Origin of the sequence: Streptomyces pratensis (assembly GCF_016804005.1) — a bacterium.
GTDB lineage: Bacteria > Actinomycetota > Actinomycetes > Streptomycetales > Streptomycetaceae > Streptomyces > Streptomyces pratensis_A.
The window spans coordinates 5,495,587-5,510,780 of record NZ_CP051486.1 but is presented as its reverse complement, the minus strand read 5'-3'; the positions used below and the strand labels follow the sequence as shown (position 1 = coordinate 5,510,780).

Genomic DNA, 15,194 nt, shown 5'->3' with positions numbered 1-15,194 from the left:
GGAACGGCCCCGGCCAGGCATGCACGACCGGAAGGAACCCGAATGACTGGGGAGCGGCGGCGCACAGCCGTTGTAGGCAGCGGGGTGGCGGGACTGACCGCCGCTCACGTCCTGGGCAAGGCGCACGACGTGACGCTCGTCGAGGCGGAAGGGCGTGCCGGCGGCCACGCGCACACCCACGACCTGACGTCGTCGGACGGCCGGACACACCGCGTCGACTCCGGGTTCATCGTGCACAACCGGCGGACGTACCCGAACCTGCTCCGGCTCTTCGGCGAACTCGGAGTGGCCACGCAGGAGTCCGAGATGAGCATGTCCGTGCGCTGCGAGGGGTGCGGACTCGAGTACGCGGGCGCCAGGGGCGCCGCCGGGCTGTTCGCCCGGCCCGCGTCCGTACTCCGAGGCCCGTACCTGCGGATGCTGACCGAGGTGCCACGATTCCACCGGGCGGCCAGGGCGCTGCTCGCCATGCCGGAGGGGACCGGGGTCATGACCTTGGGGGAGTTCGCGGCGCGCGGCCGGTTCTCCCCCTACTTCAGCGCCCACTTCCTGACACCGATGGTCTCCGCCGTCTGGTCCTGCGACCCGGTGACCGCGATGCGCTACCCCGCCCGCTACCTCTTCCGCTTCCTGGAGCACCACGGGATGCTCTCGATCGGTGACTCACCGGTCTGGCGGACCGTCACCGGCGGGTCACGCGAGTACGTCGACCGCATCGTCAAGCAGGTGCACTCCGTACGGACGGCCACCCCGGTCAGGACGGTCCGCAGGCACAGCGACGGCGTGGAGATCGTCACCGAGGACGGCACCACCGAGGAGTACGACGCGGTGGTCCTCGCCACCCACCCCGACCAGGCGCTACGGCTGCTCGCCGACCCGACCGACGAGGAGCGGCGGACGCTCGGGGCGTTCCGCTACTCCCGGAACCCCACGCTGCTGCACACCGACACCACGCTGCTGCCCCGCAGTCGGGGGGCGGCGGCCTCCTGGAACTACCTGATGCCGTCGTGCGCGGCCGACGCCGACCGGGTCACCGTCAGCTACGACATGAACCGCCTCCAGAGGCTGGACGCGCCCGAGCGGTTCGTCGTCACGCTGAACGGCGCCGACCGGGTCGACCCGGACCTCGTACGGGCGCGGATGGTGTACGAACACCCCGTCTTCACCCCGGAGTCGGTGGCCGCCCAGGCCCGGCTGCCCGCGCTCTCGGGGCCGGTCACCGCCTACGCGGGGGCGTACCACGGCTGGGGCTTCCACGAGGACGGCTGCCGTTCAGGGGTCGAGGCGGCGGAGGCCCTGGGGGTGGCCTGGTGAGCAGCGCCCTCTATCCGTGCACGATCACCCATGTGCGGACCGCGCCCCGCAGGTACGCCCTTCGGCACCGCACATATCTGTGGCTCGTCGACCCGGACCGCCCGCCGCGGCTTCCGGCCCTCCTGCGTCCGCTGGCCGGTTTCGACGCCCGCGACCACTTCGGCGGCACCGCGCCCACCGTCCGTGCCGGGCTCGAACGGTTCCTGCGCACCCGGGGCGTGGACCTCGCCGACGGCACCGTCACCATGCTCACCCAGGCCCGGGTCCTCGGCCACGTCTTCAACCCGCTGACCGTGTACTGGTGCCACCGTCCCGACGGCAGCCCGCTCTGCGTGGTGGCCGAGGTGCACAACACCTACGGGGAACGCCACTGCTACCTGCTCCGCCCGGACGCCGCCGACCGGGCGGAGACCCGCAAGGACTTCTACGTCTCGCCGTTCTTCCCGGTGGACGGCGACTACCGCATGCGGCTGCCCGAACCGGACCGGCGGCTGAGCCTGACGGTCCACCTGGAGCGCGAGGGTGCCCGGCCGTTCACGGCGACCGTCCGGGGCACCCGGCGTCCCGGAACGCCCGGCCAGCTGCTGAGGCTGTTCCTCCGTCATCCCTTCTCCACCGCGATCGTGTCCGCCGCCATCCGGCTGCACGGCATCCGGCTGTTCCTGCGACGGCTGCCCGTCCAGCCCCGCCCCCGTCACCACTCCCAGGAAGGCATGCAGTGAAGGTGTCCACCTCTTCCACCCCTCCCACCTCACCTGTCGTTCCCGCCCGCAGCGGCACGGTCCCGGCCCAGACACGGGCCGTCGCGACCCCGCTCACAGGTGTGGACCCGGCCCGGTGGCCCGATGTCGCCGCCCAGCCACGGACCTCCGCGCTCAGAACCGCCGTGGCCGAACGGCTCGTACGGCGCGCCCTGTCCAGGCTTCCGCTGCGTGCCCGGCTCTCCGGCCGCGACAGCATCGGGCTGGGCGGGCCGCTCATGGAGATCCGCCGGCCCGACGCGTTCTTCCGGCGGATCGGCGCGGGCGGGCTCGTCGGCTTCGGCGAGTCGTACATGGCCGGTGAGTGGGACTCGCCCGATCTCGTCGGAGTGCTCAGCGTCCTCGCCGGGAACGCGGCGGACCTCGTCCCCGCACGGCTGCAGAAACTGCGCGGCCTGTGGGCCCTGCGGCAGCCCGCCTCGCAGGCCAACACCCCTGAGGGTTCGCGCGACAACATCAGCCATCACTACGACCTGTCGAACGACCTCTTCTCCCTCTTCCTCGACGACACGCTGACCTATTCCTCGGCGGTCTTCCGTGGATTCCCGGCCGAGCACGACCTGCTGCCCGCTGCCCAGCACCGCAAGATCGACCTGCTGCTGGACCTGGCCCGCGTGGGTCCCGGCACCGAACTGCTGGAGATCGGCACCGGCTGGGGCGAACTCGCGATCCGGGCAGCCGAGCGCGGTGCCCGCGTCACCACCCTCACGCTCTCCCGGGAGCAGCGGGAGCTGGCCAGGGGGCGGATCCGCGAGGCAGGCCACGAGGACCGGGTCGACGTACGGCTCTGCGACTACCGGGACGTCACAGGGGAGTACGACGCGATCGTCAGCGTCGAGATGATCGAGGCCGTCGGCGAGGAGTTCTGGCCGGTGTACTTCCGGACGCTGGAGCGCTGCCTCGCCCCCGGCGGCCGCATCGCGCTCCAGGCCATCACCATGCCGGACGACCGCATGCTCGCCAGCCGCAGCACCTACACCTGGATCCAGAAGTACATCTTCCCGGGCGGACTCCTCCCCTCCACCGAGGCGGTCGAACGCGTCACCACCGCACACACCGGACTGCGGACGAGGCAGCGCAGCACCTTCGGCATGCACTACGCCGAGACCCTGAGGCTGTGGCGGGAACGGTTCGAGGAGCGGGCCGCCCAGGTCGACGCCCTCGGCTTCGACGCGACGTTCCGCCGTATGTGGACCTTCTATCTCGCCTACTCCGAGGCCGGATTCCGGTCCGGTTACCTCGATGTGCAGCAGCTTCTCCTGACCCGTGAGGACACCGCGTGAACACCTTTACCGACACCCCGGGCGCCGGCGCGGCGCAGCGGATCGCGCCGGTCGTCGAGCAGTTGCTCGGCGGCCCGCCGCCGGTCAGGATCAGGATGTGGGACGGCAGCGAGACCGGTCCCGAGGACGCTCCCACGGTGCACGTACGGTCCCGCCGGGCGCTGCGCCGGCTGCTCTGGCAGCCGGGCGAACTCGGTCTCGCCGAGGCCTACATCACCGGTGACATCGACATCGCCGACGACCTCGCGGAAGGGCTGCGCGCCATGCGCCGCGCGTCACGGGAACAGGGCCTCGACCTGCCCCGCCCCGGCGTCGCCGACCGGCTCCGGGCAGCCGGCACCGCCCTGCGCCTCGGCGCGGTCGGCCCCCGCCCGCCGGTTCCCGCCGCCCGGGCCGGGCTCAGCGGCGCCTTGCACAGCAAGGCCCGCGACCGGGCGGCCATCAGCCACCACTACGACCTTTCGAACGCCTTCTACTCACTGCTGCTCGACGAGACCATGGCCTACTCGTGCGGCTACTGGACCGGCACCGGCCCGGACTACGGACCGGCCGACGCCCAGCGCGACAAGCTGGAGCTGATCTGCCGCAAGCTCGGACTGCGGCCCGGCGCCCGTCTCCTCGACATCGGCTGCGGCTGGGGATCGCTGACGCTCCACGCGGCGGGCACACACCGGGTCCGCGTCACGGCGGTCACCCTGGCCGGGGAACAGGCGGCGTACGTGCGCGCACAGGTGGCGGAGCGCGGTCTGGAGGACCTCGTCGAGGTGCACTGCTGCGACTACCGCGACGTCGCCGGCCTGCCGGACTTCCGCGGCGGGTACGACGCGGTGTCCACCGTCGAGATGGGGGAGCACGTCGGGGACGCCGAGTACCCGGCCTTCACCGCACTCCTCCACTCGGTGCTACGCCCGCAGGGCCGCGCCCTGGTCCAGCAGATGTCCCGCGGTTCCACCGCTCCGGGCGGAGGGGCGTTCATCGAGTCGTACATCGCGCCGGACATGCACATGCGTCCGCTCGGTGAGACGGTCGGACTCCTCGAAGGGGCGGGGCTGGAGGTCCGTGACGTGGAATCGATGCGTGAGCACTACGTGCTGACCGTCGAGGCATGGCACCGCACCCTGGAGGAGCGCTGGCCCGAGTTCGTCGCGCTCGTCGGCGAGGAGACCGCCCGGGTGTGGCGCCTCTACCTGGTGGGCGGCGCCCTCGCCTTCGAGGAGCGGCGCATGGGCGTGGACCAGATCCTGTCGGTCCGGCCCGACGTCGAGGGATCGGCGGGCATGCCCCCCACCCGCCACGGCTGGTACGAGGGCCTGGGTCACGCGGCCGGGCAGGGCGCTCACGCCCCGGCCGAACCCGTCGTCGTGGGGCCCCGCACGGAGGCGGACCGGTGAACGGCTTCGCCTGGTCCGAGTTCGCCACGAACCTGGCGGCAGCGGTCGGCGCCGCCCTCGCCGTCATGCTCGTGACATTCCTGATCGCCCTGCGCAAGCGCATGCACCGGATCGTCGACGTGGCGTGGGGTCTCGGCTTCGCGGCCGTGGCCCTCGTCTCGTACGCGATGTCCGCCGGGGACGGGGACGACGGGCGCCGGCTCCTCGTGACCTTTCTGACCGTGGTCTGGGGAGTACGGCTGGCCGTGCACATCGGCCGGCGCGGCCGGGGCCACGGGGAGGACCCACGCTACGAGGCCATGCTGGCCAAGGCGCCGGGCGATCCCGACCTGTACGCCCTGCGCAAGGTGTACCTGCTGCAGGGCGCGCTGGTCTGGATCATCTCCCTGCCGGTGCAGGCCGGTTACTACCTGCCGGGGCCGCTGGACGGATGGGCCTGGGCCGGTGCCGGCCTCTGGGCCGTGGGGCTCGCCTTCGAGGCGGTCGGCGACGCCCAGCTGGCCCGTTTCAAGCGGGATGCGGCGAACAAGGGCCGGATCATGGACCGGGGACTGTGGTCCTGGACGCGGCACCCCAACTACTTCGGCGACTTCTGCGTCTGGTGGGGGCTCTTCCTCGTCGTCTGCGCCGACCCCGTGGTGGCGGCCGCCACGCTGGTCTCGCCCGTGGTGATGAGCCTGCTGCTGACCAAGGGCAGCGGCAAGGCACTGCTGGAGCGGCACATGGAGGGGCGGCCGGGATACGCCGAGTACACCGCCCGCACCAGCGGTTTCTTCCCGCTGCCGCCGGGCACGCCCCACCGGCGTTGAACAACTGTGCCCCCGGCCTCGCGGCCGGGGGCACAGTTGGGGTGAAGCGCTCACGCGTCGCGGAAATCCATCAGTGCCACAGGCTGCGAGGTCGGCTGCTCGGACCCGCCCGTCGGCTCGACCGTGATGCCCATGCCCGAGGCGCGGTCCACAGGGCCGTCCAGCAGCACCGTCCCGTCAGCCGCCGACGGGTCCATCAGACCGGCCGACCGCATCGCGCCCCCGCCGTCGTTGAACCACAGCTGGTACACCTTGCCGCCCGGCGGCCTGGCCATGTCCGAAGCCAGGAACACCGCCCGGTTCACGCTCTTCGAGACCACGAGCGTGCCCCGGGCGCCGCCCACGAGATCCGATGCGGTCGTCCGGGCGTCCGGCGCGGTGAGCACCCGCGCCACCTGCTCGTTGTACAGCTGGGCCCGGTCGGCTTTTTGCCGGGCGTCCTGTGCGACCTGGTTCTGCCACACCGCGACCCCGCCGAAGGCGGCAGCGGCGGCGACGCAGGCGGCGAGCGCGTACGCCGGCCAGCGGGCGGCCCGGCCGGGGACAGCCATGGCGCGGGCGTTCCGGCCGTGGGGCGGGGGCTCCTGTCGCACCGTCGTGATCTCCCGCAGCACCCGGTCCCGGAGCCCGGGCGGGGCGCCGGCGGCCACGGCGAGTCCGAGCCGGGCGGCGGTGGCGGACAGCTCCCGTACCTCCTGGGCGCACGCCTCGCAGGCACCCAGATGCCTCTCGAACGCGAGGCGTTCGTCCTCCGGCAGGGCGTGCAGGGCGTAGGCCCCGGTCAGTGTGTGCAGCTCGGCCGTGCTCATGCGCTCACCCCCAGGCAGTCACGCAGGCGGATCAGCCCGTCGCGCAGCCGTGTCTTGATGGTTCCCAGCGGCACGGACAGCAGCTCGCCCACCTCCCGGTAGGTCAGTCCGCGGTAGTACGCCAGCGTCACCGACTCCCGCTGGAGTTCGGAGAGCGTCCGCAGACAGCGCCGGACCTGTTCCCTCTCCAGCCGGCTCTCGACCTGCTCGGACACCTCGTCGAAGTCCGGGGTGCGGTCGAGCAGCGCGGCCTTGTGCTCCCGTGCCGCCGTCGCCTCGGCCGACCGGACCCGGTCCACCGCGCGGTGGTGCGCGAGGGTCATCACCCAGTTCATGGCGCTGCCACGGGACGGCTGGTAGCGCGGCGCGGTGCGCCACACCTCGACCAGCACCTCCTGGGCCACCTCCTCGGACTGGGCCGGGTCGCGGAGCACGCTCCGTACCAGGCCGAGGACCGGCCCGCTGACCTGGTCGTACACCTGGGTGAAGGCATCCTGGTCGCCACGGGCGACCTGTACGAGCAGCTCCTGAAGGTCCGGGCCCGGGGAGGGGGCCCGGCTGATGTGTACGGCTTCTCTCACGCGGACGGTCCTCCTGGAGCGCGCATCGGTTTCCTGCGTGATTCGGAGCAGGCGCCCCCGCGGATTGGTCGTATGCCCTACGGATTCGAGGGCAGGCCCACATTGTCGTACGAGGGCCGTGCCGACCGGGACCCGGGCCTCCGGGACCCGCGGATGACGAGGAAGACCACCAGGCCGAGTGGCGAGAGCAGGATCGTCAGCACCAGCAGGGGCCCCGTCACCAGCGGGTGCACCCCCAGCCTGCGCGACTCCAGGAAGATCCACTGCCCGAGCAGCAGGTCCCAGGCGATGATCTGCGCCCAGACCGCTCCCGCGCCGTTCGCCAGCGACGTGAGCTCGCGGAACGTGTCCACGTCCGGGCTGCTGACCGCGGCCCACAGCTCAGGGAACACCGGCGCGGCCATCACCGCCCAGAGCGTGAGCACCGGAAGGACGGTCAGCGGGGAGGAGGCCAGGCGCGTGGTGTGCCTCCATCGCGGCGCGAAGATCATGAGCAGCCAGACAGGGGCGGCCACCATGAAGGTGATCTCGAAAAGGGCACCGGTCATGACACAAGCTCCTTCTCCGGCGCGTCGGCCGACGAATCGGGGGTGGCCGGGCGGAGCGCCGCAAGGGCTCCGGCGGCCGTGGCGAGGACGATCAGCCCCGCGGCGGCGAGCGTCGCGCCGTCGGGGCGGATCAGGGGCTGTCCGCGCAGCGCCTGCCAGGTCACCAGGGTGACGACCGCGGCGTAGGCACCGGAGGCCACGAGCACCAGCCGGAGCCGCACACGCGGATCGCGCAGCCGGGTGACCCGCGGCGCGAGGAGTACCAGGGCGAGCAGGAACAGCGGGAGCAGCTGCAGGGCGTGCATGCCGACGAAGTGCGGGATGCGCAGGTCCCCGCCCGTCGTCGACCAGCCCGTCAGCGGCATCGACGGGCCGCCGTCGGCCACGCCGACCGCATGGGCGCCGACCACGTCGGCGGTGTCGAGACCGCCGGCCGCACGCTGCCCGGCGGAGGGCTGTGCCATGAGGAAGCCGAGCCCCGCGCCCACCAGGGCGATGGCCACCCCGGACCGCACGGCCCAGGCGGAGGCGCGGTCGGCGATCCGGGCGCGGAGCAGCAGGAGGGCGATGACGAGCGTGCCGGCCCAGAGGATGACGACGGTCGCGCCCATCACGTCGTACAGCGCCGCGTCGAGCGGGGTCGCCTGGTTGAAGTGACTCCGCTTCCCCCTGATCACCTGGCCGATGATGATCACCATCTCCACGGATGACGCGAGGGCGACGACGGTCCCGGCCCACCAGCCGACGCGGCGGCCGCTGGTCAGGAGCGTCAGCATCCACGCCAGGGCAGGCGCGTACAACGCGAACGAGACGGCGAATTTGAACGGCTTCGCCCAGATCGCCGCGCCCGCGAGAACCCGGTCGTCCACCAGGATCCCCACCGCCGCGACGACGGATGTGACGAGCATCGAGGCGGCGAACACGAGTAACGGCCGGTGCCATGTGTGCCATGACCGCATGGAACCCCCCCAGGGCTTATAGATAGTTGGACTGTCCACTATCTGATAGGGGAACTATCTATGATGGAGGTCGGATTGGCAAGCATGTGGAGGGTGAACGCACGGTGCGCATAGGCGAGTTGAGTCGGCGGTCCGGGGTCCCGGTACCGACGATCAAGTACTACGTACGTGAGGGGCTCCTGCCCGCGGGCAGGCTGACCAGCCCGAATCAGGCGCGCTACGACGACGGGCACGAGCGCAGGCTGCGGCTGATCCGTGCCCTCCTGGACGTCGGCGGCATGTCCTTGTCCGCCATAGCGGAGGTCCTGGAGGCGGTCGACGATCCCGGGCAGCCCGTACACAAGGTGCTCGGCGCGGCGACCGGACGCATCGCTCCCGCGGAGCCCGAGCAGTCCGACGAGGCGGGGTCCGGGACGACCGAGGCCCGCAAGGCGGTCGAGGCGCTCCTGGCCCGGCGGGGCTGGCGGGTGGACGCGGACAGTCCGGCCGGGCGGTCCCTGGAGGGGGTGCTGGCCGCCATGCACAGGGCGGGGCACGGCGGACTCGTCGAGCTGATCGACGTCTACGCTGACGCGGCTGAGGCCGTCGCCCACGCGGACCTCGACCACGTCCGGCGGCGGGCCGCGCGCGAGGACCTGGTGGAGAGCGTCGTCGTCGGCACGGTGCTCGGTGAGGCCATGCTCAGCGCCCTGCGGAGGCTCGCCCACGCCGAGGCCTCCGTCCGCGCCTACGGGGGCTCGGAGGGCGCGGAGCCGGGCGACGGGGCGTGAGACATACGCGGAACCCGGTCGGCGTCCAGGCGCCGACCGGGTTCCGTGGGGTGCTGCGGGAGGTCAGGCGGTGCTCTCCTGCTCGCGCTCCACCTGCTCGTTCCACTCGCGCTTGACCGCGCGCCACGCGTCGTCGTTCTGGCCGAGGCGCCAGTAACCCGAGATCGACAGCTGCTGGAGAGGAATGCCACGCTCCAGGCGGAGATGGCGCCGGATCTCCTTCACGAAGCCCGCCTCGCCGTGGACGAAGGCCTGCACCTCGCCCCGGGGGAACTCCAGCCCTCTCACCGCCGCGACGAGAGCCTCGCCGACCGGGCGGTCCCCCCGGTGCAGCCAGGTCACCGAGACGCCGTCCGGAGTCACGAGCTTCTGCTCCTCCGAGGCGTCCGGCACCTCGACGAAGGCGTGCACCTGCGCGCCCTCCGGCATGTGCTCCAGTGCCGCGGCGATCGCCGGCAGGGCGCTCTCGTCGCCCACCAGCAGATGCCAGTCGGCCGAGGACTCCGGCGCGTAACCGCCACCAGGACCCAGGAAGGTCACCTGGTCACCGCGGGCCGCCCGCGCCGCCCAGGGGCCCGCCAGGCCCTCGTCGCCGTGCACCACGAAGTCGACCGCGAGCTCACGGGAGGCGGGGTCCCAGGAGCGCACCGTGTACGTGCGGGTGGTGGGCCACAGCTCGCGCGGGTACTCCTCGCGGATCCGGGCCATGTCGAAGGGGTGGCTGTAGTCCGCACCCTCCGGGGCGAAGCACAGCTTGATGTAGTGGTCGGTGTATCCCTCGAGCGTGAAATCGGCCAGGCCGTCGCCGCCGAGGATGACGCGCACCATGTGCGGGGTGATCCGCTCGGTGCGCAGGACCTGTGCACCCTGCGCCTGCGGTGTCCGGCGTTGCGGCCGCTCTGCCACGAAGTTCTCCCTGCTCCGGACCTACATGAGGTTCTGCATACTTAGGCTTACCTAAGCTAGCATCTTCATGCCTGGAGTGTGAGGAGCAGTCGCTGTAGGGCGTTCCCCAGGCCCCACCGTTCCGCGAGGGCCTCCAGGGCCGCCGGGTCGCGCGGTTCGCGGGGGAGCGCCGGGTCGAACCCGGGCAGGGGGACGTCGTCGGCCACGCGGACGACCTTCGGCGCGACCGCCACGTAGGCCCGGGACTCGTCCAGCCGCTTGCGCTGGGACGGAGTCAGCCGGGCGGCGGGATCGTCCACCGCGGCCATGATCCCGGCGAGGTCGCCGAAGGCGTCCAGCAGCTTCGCCGCGGTCTTCTCGCCGATACCGGGCACCCCCGGCAGTCCGTCGCTCGGATCGCCGCGCAGCAGGGCCAGGTCGACGTATCCGCCGCCGTCCACGCCGTACCTACCGCGCAGCCAGGCCTCGTCCGTCACCTGGAGCGTCCCCACGCCTTTCAGCGGATAGAGCACCCGCACCCGGCGGGCGTCGTCGACCAGTTGATACAGATCGCGGTCCCCGGTCACGATGTCCACCGGGCCGGTGGCGCGCCCGGCCAGCGTGCCGATCACGTCGTCCGCCTCGTACGGGGAGACGCCGACCCTGGCGATGCCGAGTGCGTCCAGCACGGCCTCGATCACCGGGACCTGCGGGGAGAGGGTGTCGGGGACCGTCTCCTCGTCCGGGACCCCGTCGCCGGTCTCGACGGCCACCCGGTGCGCCTTGTAGGTCGGGATCAGGTCGACCCGCCACTGCGGGCGCCAGTCCGCGTCCATGCAGGCCACCAGGTCGTCCGGCCGGTGGTCCTGCACGAGCCGGGCGATGAAGTCGAGCAGCCCGCGCACGGCGTTGACCGGGGTGCCGTCCGGTGCGCGCACCGACTCCGGGACCCCGAAGTAGGCGCGGAAGTAGAGGGAAGCGGTGTCGAGGAGCATCAGGCGTCGCGTCACGCCCCCGATCATGCCGCAACCCACCGACACGGCCCGGGCGGACGGTCGCGCGGTTCCCGCATTCGCCGCCTTCTGTAGTGAGCTGGGTCACACAAGTGTTTGGTTCGCGTAAGCGGGGGCAGGCGCGGCACCGGAGCGGACCACGTCCATTTTTCAACAAGTGCGCGTGCTCTGCGGACCGAATCCGCACCGCTCCACGGTCTGCCGAAGGGGGTGGCAGACCGTTTTCGGTTCAACGCGTGAGGTGTATGTGTCAAGGCTGCAAGCTGAGCACTTGTACAAGGTGTTCGGCAGACGACCCGATCAAGCCGTGCAGAGGCTCGAAAGCGGTACCCACCGCGACGAGCTGCGCGCCGACGGAACGACCGCAGCGGTGATCGACGCCTCGTTCACCGTGGAACCGGGCCAGATCTTCGTCGTCATGGGACTCTCCGGATCGGGGAAGTCCACCCTGCTGCGGATGCTCAACGGACTGCTGGAGCCCACCGCAGGCCAGGTGCTGTTCGACGGACAGGACCTGACCGCTCTGAGCCCCCGTGAGCTGCGCAGCGTTCGCTCCACCAAGATCAGCATGGTCTTCCAGCACTTCGCGCTCTTCCCCCACAGGAGCGTGCTCGAGAACGCCGCGTACGGCCTGGAGGTCCAGGGCGTACCGCGTGCCGAGCGCGAGAAGCGGGCCGCCGAGGCTCTGGAGCTGACCGGCCTCGCCGGCTGGGAGAAGTCCTGGCCCGACGAGCTGTCCGGCGGGATGCAGCAGCGTGTGGGCCTGGCCCGCGCGCTCGCCACCGACGCCGACCTGCTGCTGATGGACGAGTCCTTCAGCGCACTCGACCCGCTGATCCGCCGCGACATGCAGGACCAGCTGCTCGAACTCCAGAAGCGTCTGAAGAAGACGATCGTCTTCATCACCCACGACCTCAACGAGGCCATGCGCCTCGGCGACCGCATCGCCGTGATGCGGGACGGCGAGATCGTCCAGCAGGGCACGGCCGAGGACATCCTCGTCCGGCCGTCGAACGACTACGTGGCGTCGTTCATCCAGGACGTGGACCGCGCCCGGGTGCTCACCGCCGGTTCGATCATGGAGGCGCCCGAAGCGGGCCGCTCCGACGAGGACCTGATGGCCGACGCCCCCGCGACCGTCTCCGCCGAGACGCCCATAGCCGAGCTCTTCACCCCCTGCTCCACCAGTGGGGTCGCCGTGGCGGTCACCGACGCGGACGGCGGCGTCATCGGCGTCGTGCCGCGCAACCGGCTGCTCGCCGCGCTCGGCGAGGAACCGCAGGTCGAGAGCAAGGTTCCGGCCCGGCGCGAGGCCGAGGCCGAGGACGCCGAGGTCAAGAAGGTGATCGCCGGTGCCTAGGGTCTCCTTCGGTGCGTGGGTCGAGGACGCGGTCGACTGGCTCCAGTCGAACCTCACCTGGATCTTCGACGCCATCAAGACGGTGCTCGGCGGCATGTACGACGGTGTGAACGCCGTGCTGAGCGGCGGTGAACCGCTGCTCATGGCCGGGATATTCGCCGTCATCGCGTTCTGGCTGCGCGGTGTCGTCCCCGCTGTTCTCACCTTCGTCGGCTTCGCGCTCATCGACTCCCTCGCCCTCTGGGACGAGGCGATGGCCACCCTCTCGCTGGTCGTCGTGGCAGCGGTCATCACGATCGTGATCGCGGTGCCCACGGGTATCTGGGCGGCGCGCAACAACAGGGTCAGTGCCGCGCTGAGGCCTGTGCTCGACGTCATGCAGACGATGCCCGCCTTCGTCTACCTGATCCCCGGCGTCATGTTCTTCGGCGTCGGCGTCACCCCCGGCGTGATCGCCACGATCGTCTTCGCGATGCCGCCCGGCGTCCGGATGACCGAGCTCGGCATCCGCCAGGTCGACGGCGAGCTGGTCGAGGCGGCCGAGGCCTTCGGTACCCAGCCCAAGCACACCCTCACCCGGGTGCAGCTGCCGCTCGCCCTGCCGACGATCATGGCCGGAATCAACCAGGTCATCATGCTGGCCCTGTCGATGGTCGTCATCGGCGGCATGGCCGGCGCCGGCGGCCTCGGCGAGAAGGTCTACGCCGCGATCACCCAGCTCCAGGTCGGCCTCGCCGCCGAGAGCGGGATCGCCGTCGTCATCCTCGCCATGTACCTGGACCGGATGACCGGTGCGCTGAACGAGCGGGTCTCCCCGCTCGGCCGCCGCGCCGCCGCCAAGGTCGCCGCCGGTGCGCGGCGGCTCAAGTTCACGCACTACAAGCCGGGAACCGCCGTGGCGATGACCGGTGTCGTCGTCCTCGCGCTCGTCGCGGGCGGCCTCAACATCGCCGGTTCCGGCTCCAAGGCCGATGAGGCCGGGAGCGCGAACGTCGGCCAGGGCCAGAAGATCAACATGGGGTACATCCCCTGGGACGAGGGCATCGCCTCCACCTTCCTGTGGAAGGAGATCCTGGAACAGCGCGGCTTCGAGACCGGGGTCACCCAGCTCGACGCCGGCCCGCTCTACTCGGGCGTCGCCCGCGGCGACATCGACTTCCAGACGGACTCCTGGCTGCCGACCACGCACAAGGACTACTGGGACAAGTACAGCGACGACCTGGACGACCTGGGCGCCTGGTACGGCCCCACGTCGCTGGAGCTGACGGTTCCGTCGTACGTCGAGGGCATCGACTCGCTCGAGGACCTCAAGGGCCAGGGCAAGAAGTTCGACGGCAAGATCATCGGTATCGAGGCCAGTGCCGGGATGATGGGCACGCTCAACAAGAAGGTGCTCAAGGAGTACGGCCTGGAGGGCGAGTACAAGGTCGTCTCCTCCAGCACCTCCTCGATGCTGGCCGAGCTGAACGCCTCCATCAAGAAGAAGGAGCCGGTCGTGGTGACCCTGTGGTCGCCGCACTGGGCCTACGGCAAGCACGACCTGAAGAAGCTCAAGGACCCGAAGGGCGCCTGGGGCAAGGGCGAAGAGGTGCACACCGTCGCCCACAAGGGCTTCGCGAAGAAGGCTCCCGCCGTCGCCAAGTGGCTCAAGGACTTCAAGCTGAGCGAGAAGCAGCTCACGAGCCTCGAGAACGAGATCCAGAACGCCGGTCAGGGCCAGGAGCAGGACGGCGTCCGCGCCTGGCTGAAGAAGAACCCGGGCCTCGTCGACAAGCTGGCTCCGGTGCCGGGCGGCGCGGGCGGCTCGCAGCAGGGCAAGGACGCGGGCAAGACCGTCAACATGGGGTACTTCCCGTGGGACGAGGCGATCGCCAGCACCTACCTCTGGCAGAACATGCTGGAGGACCGGGGCTACAAGACGACGGTCAAGCAGCTCGACCCCGGCCCGCTCTACACCGGTCTCGCGCAGGGGCAGCTCGACGTCCAGTTCGACTCCTGGCTGCCGACGACGCACAAGGACTACTGGGACCGGTACAAGGAGAACCTCACCGATCTCGGTTCCTGGTACGGCCCCACGTCGCTGGAGCTGACGGTTCCGTCCTACGTCGAGGGCATCGACTCGCTCGAGGACCTCAAGGGCCAGGGCAAGAAGTTCAACGGCAAGATCATCGGCATCGAGTCGAGCGCCGGGATGATGGGCACGCTCAACAAGAAGGTGCTCAAGGAGTACGGCCTCGAAGGTGAGTACGAGGTGGTCTCCTCCAGCACCTCGTCGATGCTGGCCGAGCTGAACCGGTCGATCAAGAAGAAGGAGCCGGTGGTGGTGACCCTGTGGTCGCCGCACTGGGCCTACGGCAAGCACGACCTGAAGAAGCTCAAGGACCCGAAGGGTGCCTGGGGCGAGGGCGAGCAGATCCACACGGTCGCCAAGAAGGACTTCGCCAAGGACTTCCCGGAGCTGACCGGCTGGCTGAAGGACTTCGAGCTCAGCGAGGCACAGCTGGCCTCGCTCGAGGTGGAGATCCAGAAGGGCGGCGCCGGCAAGGAGAAGGAGTCCGCCCGCCGCTGGATGGACGCCAACCCGGACGTGGCGGCGAAGCTGACGCCCGTCGGCGGCTGATCGGCGGATCCACACACCGCAGTCACCATGAAGGGGACGGCCCCGGTAGCGAACCGGGGCCGTCCCCTTCAGGCTGGTCGGAGAGAGTCCC

Annotated in this window: 14 protein-coding genes; 8 read left to right on the top strand and 6 right to left on the bottom strand. The window is 70.9% G+C overall.

What is annotated here, in order from left to right; all coding sequences use genetic code 11:
• Nucleotides 1–42: 42 nt before the first annotated feature.
• From HED23_RS22560 to HED23_RS22540, 5 genes are read left to right on the top strand one after another with little or no spacing between them, the layout of a single operon-like run.
• On the top strand, nucleotides 43–1,314 hold the full coding sequence (locus HED23_RS22560) for an NAD(P)/FAD-dependent oxidoreductase (protein WP_203185195.1): 1,272 nt from the start codon (nucleotides 43–45) through the stop codon (nucleotides 1,312–1,314).
• Complete coding sequence (locus HED23_RS22555; protein ID WP_203185194.1) at nucleotides 1,311–2,036, top strand: DUF1365 domain-containing protein; 726 nt, start codon at nucleotides 1,311–1,313, stop codon at nucleotides 2,034–2,036. Before HED23_RS22560 ends, HED23_RS22555 begins: the two co-directional genes overlap by 4 nt.
• Nucleotides 2,033–3,358, top strand: coding sequence for an SAM-dependent methyltransferase (locus HED23_RS22550; RefSeq protein ID WP_203185193.1), 1,326 nt, complete (start codon nucleotides 2,033–2,035; stop codon nucleotides 3,356–3,358). The genes HED23_RS22555 and HED23_RS22550 overlap by 4 nt, the downstream gene beginning before the upstream one ends.
• Complete coding sequence (locus tag HED23_RS22545; protein ID WP_203185192.1) at nucleotides 3,355–4,749, top strand: SAM-dependent methyltransferase; 1,395 nt, start codon at nucleotides 3,355–3,357, stop codon at nucleotides 4,747–4,749. Before HED23_RS22550 ends, HED23_RS22545 begins: the two co-directional genes overlap by 4 nt.
• Complete coding sequence (locus HED23_RS22540; protein ID WP_203185191.1) at nucleotides 4,746–5,558, top strand: DUF1295 domain-containing protein; 813 nt, start codon at nucleotides 4,746–4,748, stop codon at nucleotides 5,556–5,558. The genes HED23_RS22545 and HED23_RS22540 overlap by 4 nt, the downstream gene beginning before the upstream one ends.
• Before the next feature lie 50 nt (nucleotides 5,559–5,608).
• Here the strand turns inward: HED23_RS22540 and HED23_RS22535 are convergent, their stop codons facing one another.
• From HED23_RS22535 to HED23_RS22520, 4 genes are all read right to left on the bottom strand, one after another.
• Nucleotides 5,609–6,367 carry an anti-sigma factor gene (locus HED23_RS22535; protein WP_203185190.1) on the bottom strand — a complete coding sequence of 253 codons (759 nt, stop codon included), beginning with the start codon at nucleotides 6,365–6,367 and terminating at the stop codon, nucleotides 5,609–5,611.
• A complete protein-coding gene (locus HED23_RS22530) occupies nucleotides 6,364–6,948 on the bottom strand; it encodes a sigma-70 family RNA polymerase sigma factor (RefSeq protein WP_203185189.1) in 585 nt (194 codons plus the stop codon). Before HED23_RS22530 ends, HED23_RS22535 begins: the two co-directional genes overlap by 4 nt.
• Before the next feature lie 77 nt (nucleotides 6,949–7,025).
• Nucleotides 7,026–7,496, bottom strand: a complete 471-nt coding sequence (locus tag HED23_RS22525) for an ABA4-like family protein (protein WP_203185188.1) — start codon at nucleotides 7,494–7,496, stop codon at nucleotides 7,026–7,028.
• Nucleotides 7,493–8,404, bottom strand: coding sequence for a hypothetical protein (locus HED23_RS22520; protein WP_203185187.1), 912 nt, complete (start codon nucleotides 8,402–8,404; stop codon nucleotides 7,493–7,495). The genes HED23_RS22525 and HED23_RS22520 overlap by 4 nt, the downstream gene beginning before the upstream one ends.
• Nucleotides 8,405–8,559: 155 nt before the next feature.
• On the opposite strand from HED23_RS22520, the gene HED23_RS22515 reads away from it, so the two are divergent.
• Nucleotides 8,560–9,225, top strand: a complete 666-nt coding sequence (locus HED23_RS22515) for a MerR family transcriptional regulator (RefSeq protein ID WP_203185186.1) — start codon at nucleotides 8,560–8,562, stop codon at nucleotides 9,223–9,225.
• A gap of 63 nt (nucleotides 9,226–9,288) precedes the next feature.
• On the opposite strand, the gene HED23_RS22510 is transcribed toward HED23_RS22515, so the two are convergent.
• Both HED23_RS22510 and HED23_RS22505 read right to left on the bottom strand, forming a co-directional pair.
• The gene (locus HED23_RS22510) at nucleotides 9,289–10,131 is read right to left on the bottom strand and encodes a siderophore-interacting protein (protein ID WP_203185185.1); all 843 of its coding nucleotides are present in this window, start codon (nucleotides 10,129–10,131) and stop codon (nucleotides 9,289–9,291) included.
• Between the two features lie 65 nt (nucleotides 10,132–10,196).
• Nucleotides 10,197–11,105, bottom strand: coding sequence for a 5'-3' exonuclease (locus HED23_RS22505; protein WP_203187597.1), 909 nt, complete (start codon nucleotides 11,103–11,105; stop codon nucleotides 10,197–10,199).
• 265 nt (nucleotides 11,106–11,370) lie between these two features.
• Here HED23_RS22505 and HED23_RS22500 point away from each other — a divergent pair, with 265 nt between their 5' ends.
• Together HED23_RS22500 and HED23_RS22495 are read left to right on the top strand one after the other, a co-directional pair.
• Entirely contained in the window at nucleotides 11,371–12,483 is a 1,113-nt protein-coding gene (locus HED23_RS22500) for a quaternary amine ABC transporter ATP-binding protein (RefSeq protein ID WP_203185184.1), read from the top strand.
• Nucleotides 12,476–15,103, top strand: a complete 2,628-nt coding sequence (locus HED23_RS22495) for an ABC transporter permease/substrate binding protein (protein ID WP_203185183.1) — start codon at nucleotides 12,476–12,478, stop codon at nucleotides 15,101–15,103. Before HED23_RS22500 ends, HED23_RS22495 begins: the two co-directional genes overlap by 8 nt.
• The last annotated feature ends 91 nt before the right edge of the window (nucleotides 15,104–15,194 follow it).

Excerpts from the sequence above, each read along its gene's own strand:
- HED23_RS22560 (WP_203185195.1), top strand. The coding sequence starts at position 43 with ATGACTGGGGAGCGGCGGCGCACAGCCGTTGTAGGCAGCGGGGTGGCG.
- HED23_RS22535 (WP_203185190.1), bottom strand. The coding sequence starts at position 6,367 with ATGAGCACGGCCGAGCTGCACACACTGACCGGGGCCTACGCCCTGCAC.
- HED23_RS22525 (WP_203185188.1), bottom strand. The coding sequence starts at position 7,496 with ATGACCGGTGCCCTTTTCGAGATCACCTTCATGGTGGCCGCCCCTGTC.
- HED23_RS22520 (WP_203185187.1), bottom strand. The coding sequence starts at position 8,404 with ATGCTCGTCACATCCGTCGTCGCGGCGGTGGGGATCCTGGTGGACGAC.
- HED23_RS22505 (WP_203187597.1), bottom strand. The coding sequence starts at position 11,105 with ATGCTCCTCGACACCGCTTCCCTCTACTTCCGCGCCTACTTCGGGGTC.